The organism is Flammeovirga sp. EKP202 (assembly GCF_014534745.1).
Lineage (GTDB): Bacteria > Bacteroidota > Bacteroidia > Cytophagales > Flammeovirgaceae > Flammeovirga.
Genome location: NZ_JACVVP010000007.1, coordinates 127,568 through 139,196 on the forward strand (window position 1 = coordinate 127,568; position 11,629 = coordinate 139,196).

Genomic DNA, 11,629 nt, shown 5'->3' on the forward strand with positions numbered 1-11,629 from the left:
TTATTGTATTGTTATAATTAATTGTTTCAAAAAAATAAAAAAAAAGCCCTGTACCGTAATACAGGGCTTCAATATAGTTACGGAGTTTTCCGAATTATCTACTTAAGTATTGATTTCTTCTTGAGTAAATATCTAAGAAGTAATCATCCTTCAATGTATCAATGAAGTAGATTGCTTCACCTGTAGATTTCATTTCAGGTCCTAACTGCTTATCTACATTAGGGAACTTGTTGAATGAGAATACAGGAATCTTGATTGCATAACCTTTCTTCACTGGTTTGAAATCGAAGTCTTTCACCTTCTTATCTCCTAGCATTACCTTAGTCGCATAGTTTACGTATGGCTCTTGGTAAGCTTTACAGATAAATGGCACTGTACGAGATGCACGAGGGTTAGCTTCAATGATGTAAACCTTATCATCTTTAATTGCAAACTGAATATTCAATAAACCTTTTGTTTTCAAGGCTACCGCAATCTTCTTCGTGTATTCTTCGATTTGCTCGATCACCATATCACCTAAGTTGTATGGAGGTAATACCGCATATGAGTCACCTGAGTGAATACCTGCTGGTTCGATATGCTGCATGATACCTACGATATGTACATCTTCACCATCACAGATTGCATCTGCTTCTGCTTCGATTGCACCATCTAAGTAGTGATCTAAAAGAACTTTGTTACCAGGAATATCACGTAATGTTTCAACAACATGTTGCTCTAACTCTTCCTCGTTGATTACGATCTTCATTTTCTGACCACCTAATACATAAGAAGGTCTAACTAGAAGAGGGAATCCTAAATCTTCTGATTTCTCTAATGCCTCATCAGCAGTTTCGATCACATCGAATTTAGGGTAAGGAATGTTGTTATCTTTCAACAATGTTGAGAAGCTACCTCTATCCTCTGCTAAGTCAAGTGCTTCATAACTTGTACCTAAGATCTTAACGCCATATTTCGTTAATTTCTCAGCAATCTTAAGAGCAGTTTGACCACCTAACTGTACGATTACACCTACTGGATTCTCATGTAAGATAATCTCGTAAATATGCTCCCAGAATACAGGCTCAAAGTATAACTTATCTGCAATATCAGGGTCAGTAGAAACCGTCTCAGGGTTACAGTTGATCATGATTGTCTCATATCCAGCTTCTTTTGCAGCTAAGACACCGTGAACACAGCAGTAATCAAACTCGATACCTTGACCGATACGGTTAGGACCAGCACCTAATACAACAACTTTCTTCTTCTTCGAAGGCTTAGACTCGTTTTGGCTATCAAAAGTAGAGTAGAAATAAGGTGTCTTCGCTTCAAACTCAGCAGCACAAGTATCTACTAATTTCCACTGACGCTTGATGTCCATCTCTTTGTAACGCTTGTCGAAAACTTCCGACTCCAAACATCCTAAGATGTGCGCGATTTGACGGTCACCAAATCCTTTCTCTTTTGCCTCACGCATTAATTCAAAAGAAATAGTATCGATAGTTTGTTCACCGATTTTCTTCTCAACTAATACTAAGTCTAAGATTTGACGTAGGAACCACTTATCAATTTTAGTGATCTTACGAACAGTCTTCATGGCGATACCCAATTTCATGGCATCCCAAATTCTAAACAATCTATCCCATGAAGGATTTTCTAATTTGTCAAGAATTTCATCCTGTTTCGTAATCTCTTTACCATCAGCACCAATACCGTTACGTTTGATTTCTAATGATTGACAAGCTTTTTGTATTGCCTCTTGGAATGTACGACCAATACCCATTACCTCACCTACAGCTTTCATCTGTAAACCAAGTTTAGTATCAGCACCTTTGAATTTATCAAAGTTCCAACGAGGGATTTTTACAATTACATAGTCTAATGCAGGCTCAAAGAACGCTGAAGTAGTACCAGTAATTGGGTTTTTCAATTCATCTAAGTTATAACCAATAGCTAATTTGGCAGCAATCTTAGCGATTGGGTAACCAGTAGCTTTAGAGGCTAACGCTGATGATCTTGATACACGAGGGTTGATCTCGATACCAATAATTTCATCATCATCAGGAGATACAGAGAACTGAACGTTACATCCACCAGCGAACATACCAATACCATTCATCATCTTGATCGCAAGATCTCTCATTCTTTGGTATACAGTATCTGGTAATGTTTGTGCAGGAGCCACTGTGATAGAGTCACCAGTGTGAACACCCATAGGGTCAAAGTTCTCAATTGAACAGATGATAATTACGTTTCCTAAATCATCTCTCAATAACTCCAATTCGTATTCTTTCCATCCTAAGATAGATTGTTCGATCAATACCTCATGAACTGGAGACATTTCCAATCCTCTTGATAATGCTTTTTCGAACTCGTCTGGCGTGTTTACAAAACCACCTCCAGTACCACCCAAAGTAAATGATGGTCTAATTACTAATGGGAATCCAATTTCTTGAGCAATCTCTTTACCTTCAAGGAAAGATTTAGCTGTACGTCCTTTACATACACCTACGCCTAGCTCAAGCATTTTTTGTCTAAACAGCTCTCTATCTTCTGTCGTATTGATTGCATCAATATCAACACCGATAATCTCTACACCGTAATCCTCCCAGATCCCTGCTTCTTGAGCATCAATCGCTAAGTTCAATGCAGTCTGACCACCCATTGTAGGTAGTACCGCATCAATATCATGCTTTTCAAGAATTGTGATAAGAGATTTTTTCTCTAAAGGAAGGAGATAGACGTTATCCGCTGTTACCGGATCCGTCATAATAGTTGCAGGATTAGAGTTGATCAGAGTTACTTCGATACCTTCTTCTCTAAGTGAACGTGCTGCTTGCGTTCCTGAATAATCAAACTCACAAGCTTGTCCAATAATGATTGGACCACTTCCGATGATAAGTACCGACTTAATGTGCTTCTTTCTAGGCATTTTGCTATCTCGTTTAAAACATGACTTAACACTCGGGATGCAAAACTAATATAGAAAACTTTAAAATCCCTACTAAAATAGCAATATTATTAGATTATAAAATTAAAGTTGTTTTTACTCAGATATAACAAATTCTTAATCTATCTTTGTACTTTTTCTAAAAATCGCCTATATGCTAACAAAACGAATAATTCCTTGCTTAGATATCAAAGATGGCAAGACTGTAAAAGGTGTCAACTTTGTAGAATTAAGAGATGCCGGAGATCCTGTTGAACTTGCAAAAATATACAGCAATGAGGGAGCAGATGAATTAGTATTTCTTGATATTACAGCTACTGTAGAAAAAAGAAAAACATTGATTGATCTTGTACAAAGAGTTTCTTCTCAGATCAATATTCCTTTCACTGTTGGAGGGGGAATCTCATCCATTGAAGACGTATCTGCCTTATTAAACGCTGGTGCAGATAAAGTTTCTATCAATTCATCCGCTGTAAAAAGACCTGAATTAATCAACGAATTATCGGATGAATTTGGTAGTCAATGTGTGGTTGTTGCAGTAGACACGAGGTTTGTTGATGGAGAACACATTGTTCACGTGAGAGGTGGCCGTACTCCAACTGAATTGAGAACTATTCCTTGGGTACACGAATGCCAAGAAAGAGGTGCAGGTGAAATTCTTTTGACATCAATGGATCATGATGGCACTAAAAATGGGTTTGCTATTGAGCTTACAAAAGAAATCTCACAATCGTTGAATATTCCGGTTATTGCTTCTGGAGGAGCGGGTGCTGAACCACACTTTATTGACCTGTTTCAACAAGATGCAGCTGATGCGGCTTTGGCTGCAAGTATTTTCCACTTCAAGGAAATTGGAATACCTCACTTAAAATCACATTTAAGAGAAGAAGGAGTAGAAATAAGATTGTAATTGATAGTCAGTTCTAGGATGCATATTATTATTAGGCTTTACCCTAAAAGATTCTACGAATTTTATGAAGTGAACTTTATCCTATAATAATAAATACAAGAACATTCTAAAACCAGAGTGTCTATGCAATAGCACTTTACGATTTTCAAAGTATAAATTAATGAATGAACAATCATCAAATCTTTTGTAAGGATACTTAATATTATTGTTCGTTCTATAAAATAATCTTATTTTTGCAGGCATATTTTACAAAAGCATAATAGATAATATTTTAATAAACTGAATATCAAGCTTCTAATAATTTGTATATTCTTCTATTCTTAAAGATATTTGTAAAAGCTTTTAGTATGTCATTTGCATAAAGAAAAAGATTTAAAATACAGCTATGTATATAGAAGTTTTAAAGTCAAAAATACACAGAGTTAAGGTTACACAAGCGGAATTAAACTACGTGGGTAGTATTACTGTGGACCAAGATCTTATGGACGCTGCAAATATTATTGAAGGCGAAAAAGTACAAATCGTTAACAATAATAATGGCGAAAGATTTGAGACTTATGTTATCACTGGAGAAAGAGGAAGTGGTACAATTTGCCTAAACGGCGCAGCAGCTAGAAAAGTACAAGTAGGTGATATCCTTATTATCATCTCTTATGCTTACATGAAACAGAAAAAAGCAAAAGAATATCGTCCAAAACTTGTCTTCCCTAATGATGACAACAAATTGGAAGATTAATTTTTAAGATATTAAATAACTATGCCAACTCAATTGAATAAAAACCTTTTGAGTTGGCTCGTTTTTTTTGGATACCCCGGTAAACGGAGGATTATATGAAATTACAAGAAATTCTTAAGTATATTTTCTCATTTGTACTAGCAGGACTATTACTCTGGTACGTATTAAAAGAGCAAAATATTCAAGAAGTTGCCTCTTCATTCGAAGACCTAAATTGGGGAATAGTATTTTCTTCCATATTAATTTCTTTAACTAGCCACTACATAAGAGGTCTCCGTTGGGGGTTAATGCTAAAACCACTTAATTATAAAGCATCAGGGCCTAACCTATTTATGGCCACAATGACTGGATATGCTGGCAATGTGATCATCCCAAGGTTTGGCGAATTTTTCAGATGCGGAATACTTCAAAAGCTCACAAAAATTCCAGCAAAAACATCTTTTGGAGCTGTAGTAGCTGAAAGAGCAATCGATCTTGTCATTTTTATTATTTTATTCTCAATCGCTTTTTTTAGTCAGTTTGAGAAATTAGAAAGCATGATACTCCCTCATGTTACTCAAAACGAAGCTGAGCTCAAAGATAAAATCTATATACTTATTATTATTGGTATAGTTGGGAGTGCTATTTTAGGTGTTTTATTCAAAATACGAAAAAGACTTTTCAAGACCCCGTTATTCAGAAAATTCTATAGTTTCATTCATGGGATTTTGGAAGGAATGGCAGGTGTTTTCAAGCTTCGCAGCAAAGACTTAGCAACTTACCTCCTCTATACCGTACTCATTTGGATTACTTATTTTTATATGTGTTATGTTCTGTTCTTTGCTATAGAAGGAACATCTCATTTATCCACCATGGTAGGTTTTGTAATGATGATGATGGGTGGGCTTGGAATGGTTTTACCTACACCTGGAGGCACTGGTTCTTACCACTTTTTTGCAACTCAAACGCTCTTAATATATGGCGTAACAGAAACCAACGCTATTGCTTTTGCGTTACTAATGCATACTTCACAAACAGTCTCAGTACTTACCATAGGAGGAATAAGCACATTAATAGCCAACTTGAAGAAAACACCAGAGAACATCGAACAAACTGAGAAAAATGGAATCAAAACATAAAATTGTTGACCTTAATAAAGGTCTTGAAATAAGAGCTGAATGGAAAAGAAACAATGAAACCGTAGTATTCACAAACGGTTGTTTTGATATAGTTCATTTAGGCCATGTTGATTATTTAGAACAAGCTAGAGCTCAAGGATCGAAAATGATTTTAGGGTTAAATACGGATAGTTCTGTCAAAAAATTAAAAGGAGAAGAAAGACCTATTAATAACGAATACGCAAGAGCACGCCTATTAGCTGCTTTTGAATTTATCGACATGGTGATCCTATTTGGAGACGACACTCCCATCAACCTTATTAGTGAATTAATGCCGGATGTATTGGTGAAAGGAGCCGATTATACGGTTGAAAACATTGTTGGAGCCAAAGAAGTTATGGCCAATGGTGGTGAAGTGAAGACCATTACTTTAGTAGAAGGTTTCTCTACTACATCCATTATCAATAAAATCAGAAAAGTTGGATTATAAAGCTATATTAATACCAATGAAAAATTGGATTATTTAGCATACCCCGTAAATCAAACACCCCTAACGAAAAGACATTTTCTTTAAAATCTTCATTTATTTCAATACAACAATGAATAGTTGTGTGCATTCAAGATTTTAAGAGATTTCAAGAATATTCCATAGAATTTGATGTCTTTTACCTTGCATTTCATCTCACAAGTCCATAAATTATTAATAGAAGTATGATTATTGAAAATCCGATCACAATTACCGATCGTGCAGCAGAAGAGATAAAAAATATATTAACCCAGAAAAAAGTTCCTGAGGGCTACTTTCTTAGAATTGGAGTAAAAGGCGGAGGAGGATGCGGCGGTGCTGCCTTTACTTTAGGATTTGACAAAGAAAAAGAAACTGATATGTCTTACACTACAAAAGGAATTTCAGTGGTCATTGAAAAGCGTCAGATGATGTTTTTGATTGATCTGGAAGTAGATTTTGAAGACCGTAGAGACGAAAGAGGTTTTGTTTTCAATAAGAAAAACGCTCAGTAGCTTTTTTTACAGATGTTTAAACCAGGATGACAGAAGAAAAATCAACAAAAGAATACGGCGTTAAAGCGTGGATACCTCTTATTGTAGGATTATCCATTGGACTTGGTGTGATTATAGGAACACATCTCAGGGCCCCCAGCCCAGACAGTCAACGTATGGCAGTTGATTCTAATGCTTCCAAGTTTGAACGTCTTCTTAATTACGTTGACAAGTACTACGTTGACAGTGTTGATGTTGATCAGCTCACACAAAAAGCAATTGACCATATATTAGACGATCTCGATCCACATACAGTTTATGTACCTCCAACCGAAGCTGATATTATGGCTTCTCGACTGGATGATGGATTTGATGGTGTAGGTATTGAATTTAGAGTGATTGATGACACTTTAAAGGTAATATCTTTGATGCCCGGAGGTCCTTCTATAAAAACAGGCATCCGTGCTGGCGATAAGATCATTACGGTAAATGGTGATACTATTGCAGGGCTTAACCTGACCAATTCTCAGATTGTCAAAAAATTAAGAGGTAAAAAAGGAACCACTGTAAAAGTAGATATTAAAAGAAGAAGAGAACCTGGTTTGTTGTCTTTTTCAATTACAAGAGATAAAGTTCCTACACCTTCTGTTGAATCAAGCTATATGATTGATGAAGCAACAGGATACATCAAAATTTCTCGATTTGCCACAAAAACATATGATGAGTTTCATAATGCATTATTAAATCTAAAATCAGATGGTATGGAGAACCTCGTACTTGATTTAAGAGATAATGGTGGCGGATTTTTAGGTCAGGCTGTAAAAATTGCTGATGACCTCCTTCCAAAAGATGACTTGATCGTTTATACAGAAGGGAAAGGAAATGAATTCAGCGAAAAAGAATACAGTATTAGACCTGCTGATTTTACCGGGCCTATCGTTGTTTTGGTCAATGAAAGAAGTGCTTCAGCTTCAGAAATTGTAACTGGGGCTTTACAAGATCATGATAGAGCAGTTGTGGTTGGAAGAAGAACTTATGGAAAGGGATTAGTCCAAAGACAGATTCGTTTAAAAGACAATTCACTTCTTAGACTTACCATCTCAAGGTATTTTACGCCTAGTGGTAGAAGTATTCAAAAACCTTATGGCGACGGTATTTCTTATGATAACGATATCAATGAAAGATACGAAAGTGGAGAACTTTTCTTCAAAGACAGCATAAAATTAGATGAAATGCCCCAATTCAAAACCGATAATAACAGAATTGTTTATGGTGGTGGTGGCATTATTCCCGACAACTTTGTACCTTTAGATACGACATCTTTAGGCATCTATTATTATACCTTAGAGCATACTGATTTGCTAAGAGATTTTGCGTTGAACTATGCCAATGATCATTATATCAATCTTCAAGAACATGGTTTAACACATTTCATCAATAATTTTGAAAGTGACACATCAATCATCACTCAACTTGAAAAATTCTCAGAGATGAATGGTGTGTTAAGGAAATTTGAGCACCGTAATTCAGATCAAATTGATGAGGAATTAGTGCATAGAATCAAAGTTACAATAGCAAGAGCACTCTGGGGGGATGAAGGATACTATCAGGTTCTTAATATGAAAGATCCTATGGTAAAAGAGGCAAAAAAGATCATACAGCAAGGAGTGGCTACGGAAGCCAAAGACCCAAAAGTCAAAGGCTGAAAGTAATCAGTTCAATACCCCAAATTTACTACTCTAGTTATACTTATGAAGCTAAAACAAATCAAATTACTCTCCAATCAAGACGCTCAAACTAGTGTATTTCTCTCCTCTAAAATTGGAGAAGGGCAAAACTTCAAGGAAAGTCTTGATCTGTTTTTTGATGCGTATTCAACAATTCTAAACCCTTTTAACGTTTCTATTTTCTTTAAAAAAGAGGAACATCATGTTGAATTAAATCCTCCATTTATCAGAAACCTTGGATTAGCTTATATCTATACTAATCACACTTACTACCCTCCTCATGTTTACCTGATCGAAAATTTCTTGAAGCTAGATCAGGTATATCATATTTTCGAAAAAGGGGATAAATCATTTTACATCTCTAAACTTGAGGAACAAGGTATTTTGGTGATTCAGTCTGAAAAGACCAATTTTGGTTTTGATAACATCAATGGATTTAATACGATTATCAATCTACTTTCTAAATGCGTTATCAATTCTTTGAAATTAGAGAGGTTAAAAACTTTTTCTACATCAAAGCACAATACACAAAGCCCCTACCCTACATTTAGGTTTGACAAAGAAGCAAACATTCTATTTTTAAATCATTCTGCAAAAAAGATCACAACACATTTTGAAGAGCTAAAATGGGTCTATGCTGATATGTTCAAAGAATGTTTATCAGCTTATCAAACCAAAGAATATGAACAAATTATATTAGGAACTCCTTATTCTATAACGATTAAACCAATACCTGATCAGGACGTTGTGTATGTTTATGCTATAGACATTTCAACCAGAAAAAATATTGAAAATAAACTAAAGGAAGAGAAAGAAAAAGCAGAAAAATCAGCTCAGCAAAAAATGGAGTTTTTATCCACTATGAGCCATGAGATTAGAACACCAATGAATTCAATTATTGGTTCTATCAACTTATTGATTGATACACAACTCAATCCTTATCAATCGAAGAAGCTGGAAATGATGCGATTTGCTGCTGATAACTTACTTCGTTTAATCAATGAAATATTAGACTTCAATAAATTGGAGGCGAACAAGGTAAGTTTAGAAAAAATTCGTTTTTCGATACCTGATACAATGGAGCATTTGTTTATGATGTATGCTCTTCAAGCAGAAAATAAAAATATTGGCTATCAGCTCAAAGCTGCTACACTTCCCGTTAATTTTGTAATGGGTGATCCTACTCGCCTTTCTCAAATCCTATTAAATTTAATTTCCAATGCCATTAAGTTTACTGAGGAAGGAGCTGTTTCTTTTGATGTTGAGTGCACTTATCAAGACGAAAAGTCGATTGTGTACCAATTTATCATCAAAGACTCGGGTATAGGTATTTCACAAGATCGAATTGATTCCATATTTGAAGCTTTTACTCAGGCGGATACCAGTACAACTCGAAAGTTTGGTGGTACTGGACTTGGTTTAAATATTACTAAAAAAATAGTAGACCTTTTGGATGGACAATTAATTCTAGAAAGTAAAGAAGGCGAAGGCTCAACGTTTAAAGTAAGTCTTCCTTTTACAATTGCTGAAAACCAGAAGGAAGATAAGAAGAAGGATAACTTCCAAATTATAGAAGGTAATCTCAAAGGAAAGAAAGTGTTGCTTGTTGATGATAATGAATTCAACATTCTTATTGCTTCGGAATTTCTAAACCGATGGGAAGCAGAGTACATTACCGCAAAAAATGGTGAGGATGCAATCATTAAATTATACGAAGAAGATAAGACTGTTGATATCATTTTAATGGACCTTCAAATGCCTGTGATGAACGGTTACGAAGCAACAAAAATTATTCGTGAAAAACGAGATGATTACTACCAAAACTTACCTATCGTTGCATTGAGTGCTGATGTTGCCAGTGAAAATATTTCTGAAATTGAAAGAAAAGGCTTTAACGGTTTCGCTTCTAAGCCCTTCGACCCTGAAACACTTCTAACAAAATTGCTCTCCCTAATTGAAAAAAAATCTTATTAAAAGATTAAAAAAAGGTTACATCATAAGTGATTCTCAGATTAAAAAGTATTTTTGTGTGTTGACTTCGTCAAATTTATGTGTGTATTCGATTCAAGTCATCAAAACTTCGATTTTTTAAAATAAAAGGAGAACAAACACTATGGATACCCAGCAGCAAAAAATGCTTAAAAATCTTAGTCCAACTAGGATGGTATTGCCTATTTTGGTAGGTCTAGGGGTTTTATTTTACATGATATTTACGGATGACAATATTAACGGAGAAGTCATCAAAAATAGTCTATCACAAATGGACCTTTGGTGGGTCATTGCCTCCTTTGTCGTATTATTTGCTAGAGACTTTGGTTATATGTCTAGAATCAGGGCTTTAACAGATAATAAATTAAATTGGAATTCCAGCTTTTTTGTCATTATGCTATGGGAGTTTGCTTCTGCGGTTACCCCTTCAGTAGTTGGAGGTACTACTGTTGCAGTTTTTATCATGAACAAAGAGAGGATTCCATTTGGGAAAGCCTTAAGTTTTGTAATGCTTACTGCGATATTAGATAACTTATTTTTTGTGTTTGCCTCCCTTTTAGTCATCGCATTATTTCCTGGAAGTATATTCCCTACAAATAATTATACCACTGAGATTTTAGGTTTCACATTAGGATTAAAACAAATATTTGTTGTCAGTGTATCACTGATTGCTTTATACACAATATTCATGGCTTGGGGCCTTTTTATTGGCCCTAAATCTTTTAAAAGGTTTCTATGGAAATTAACTTCTACAAGATTCACGAAAAGATGGAGACGTGATGCTGTAAGAAGTGGAAACGAGATGATTGTGGCTTCAAGAGAACTAAGAGGTCATCCTTTCAGCTATTGGGTAAAAGTTATCTCCTCAACAATATTTATTTGGTCTGCAAGATATGCAATGCTAAACTGTTTAATCAATGCCTTTCTGCACGTTGATTTAATGGGAATGACACATCAAAGCTTCTTAGATCAGTGCCTCATTTTTGGCAGACAGGTGATCATGTGGATTGTAATGCTCATATCTCCTACTCCTGGTAGTGCAGGAACTGCAGAATTTTTCTTTGGGGAGTTTTTTAAAGAATTTTTCAAAGACGGTGGAATCGTACTGATTGTAGCTCTTTTTTGGAGATTATTCACCTATTATGCTTATTTGGCCATTGGTTCAATTGTGTTACCAAGATGGATTACTAAAAGGTTTTAGATTTGATTTAACCTTATCTATATAAATAGACTTCTAGAGAA

Annotated in this window: 9 protein-coding genes; 8 read left to right on the top strand and 1 reads right to left on the bottom strand. The window is 35.3% G+C overall.

The window, feature by feature from the left end:
* Positions 1-94: 94 nt before the first annotated feature.
* Positions 95-2,911 (bottom strand): carbamoyl-phosphate synthase large subunit, encoded by a 2,817-nt coding sequence (gene carB / locus IC221_RS06095; RefSeq protein ID WP_188168112.1) that lies wholly within the window; start codon positions 2,909-2,911, stop codon positions 95-97.
* A 172-nt stretch (positions 2,912-3,083) separates the two neighbouring features.
* Here carB and hisF point away from each other — a divergent pair, with 172 nt between their 5' ends.
* From hisF to IC221_RS06135, 8 genes are all read left to right on the top strand, one after another.
* A complete protein-coding gene (hisF, locus tag IC221_RS06100; protein ID WP_188168113.1) occupies positions 3,084-3,839 on the top strand; it encodes an imidazole glycerol phosphate synthase subunit HisF in 756 nt (251 codons plus the stop codon).
* A gap of 385 nt (positions 3,840-4,224) precedes the next feature.
* Complete coding sequence (gene panD, locus IC221_RS06105) at positions 4,225-4,575, top strand: aspartate 1-decarboxylase (protein ID WP_044201768.1); 351 nt, start codon at positions 4,225-4,227, stop codon at positions 4,573-4,575.
* Positions 4,576-4,670: 95 nt separating this feature from the next.
* Positions 4,671-5,693, top strand: coding sequence for a lysylphosphatidylglycerol synthase transmembrane domain-containing protein (locus tag IC221_RS06110; RefSeq protein WP_188168114.1), 1,023 nt, complete (start codon positions 4,671-4,673; stop codon positions 5,691-5,693).
* Positions 5,677-6,162, top strand: a complete 486-nt coding sequence (gene rfaE2, locus IC221_RS06115) for a D-glycero-beta-D-manno-heptose 1-phosphate adenylyltransferase (protein WP_188168115.1) — start codon at positions 5,677-5,679, stop codon at positions 6,160-6,162. The genes IC221_RS06110 and rfaE2 overlap by 17 nt, the downstream gene beginning before the upstream one ends.
* Before the next feature lie 221 nt (positions 6,163-6,383).
* Positions 6,384-6,692, top strand: a complete 309-nt coding sequence (locus tag IC221_RS06120; protein WP_169655798.1) for an iron-sulfur cluster assembly accessory protein — start codon at positions 6,384-6,386, stop codon at positions 6,690-6,692.
* A 26-nt stretch (positions 6,693-6,718) separates the two neighbouring features.
* Entirely contained in the window at positions 6,719-8,377 is a 1,659-nt protein-coding gene (locus IC221_RS06125; RefSeq protein WP_188168116.1) for a S41 family peptidase, read from the top strand.
* 45 nt (positions 8,378-8,422) lie between these two features.
* Positions 8,423-10,372 (top strand): ATP-binding protein, encoded by a 1,950-nt coding sequence (locus tag IC221_RS06130; protein WP_188168117.1) that lies wholly within the window; start codon positions 8,423-8,425, stop codon positions 10,370-10,372.
* Between the two features lie 139 nt (positions 10,373-10,511).
* The gene (locus IC221_RS06135; RefSeq protein WP_188168118.1) at positions 10,512-11,588 is read left to right on the top strand and encodes a lysylphosphatidylglycerol synthase transmembrane domain-containing protein; all 1,077 of its coding nucleotides are present in this window, start codon (positions 10,512-10,514) and stop codon (positions 11,586-11,588) included.
* Positions 11,589-11,629: the final 41 nt, after the last annotated feature.

Coding starts and splice junctions, on each gene's coding strand:
- panD (WP_044201768.1), top strand. CDS start 4,225: ATGTATATAGAAGTTTTAAAGTCAAAAATACACAGAGTTAAGGTTACA.
- carB (WP_188168112.1), bottom strand. CDS start 2,911: ATGCCTAGAAAGAAGCACATTAAGTCGGTACTTATCATCGGAAGTGGT.
- IC221_RS06125 (WP_188168116.1), top strand. CDS start 6,719: ATGACAGAAGAAAAATCAACAAAAGAATACGGCGTTAAAGCGTGGATA.
- hisF (WP_188168113.1), top strand. CDS start 3,084: ATGCTAACAAAACGAATAATTCCTTGCTTAGATATCAAAGATGGCAAG.
- IC221_RS06110 (WP_188168114.1), top strand. CDS start 4,671: ATGAAATTACAAGAAATTCTTAAGTATATTTTCTCATTTGTACTAGCA.
- IC221_RS06135 (WP_188168118.1), top strand. CDS start 10,512: ATGGATACCCAGCAGCAAAAAATGCTTAAAAATCTTAGTCCAACTAGG.
- rfaE2 (WP_188168115.1), top strand. CDS start 5,677: ATGGAATCAAAACATAAAATTGTTGACCTTAATAAAGGTCTTGAAATA.
- IC221_RS06130 (WP_188168117.1), top strand. CDS start 8,423: ATGAAGCTAAAACAAATCAAATTACTCTCCAATCAAGACGCTCAAACT.
- IC221_RS06120 (WP_169655798.1), top strand. CDS start 6,384: ATGATTATTGAAAATCCGATCACAATTACCGATCGTGCAGCAGAAGAG.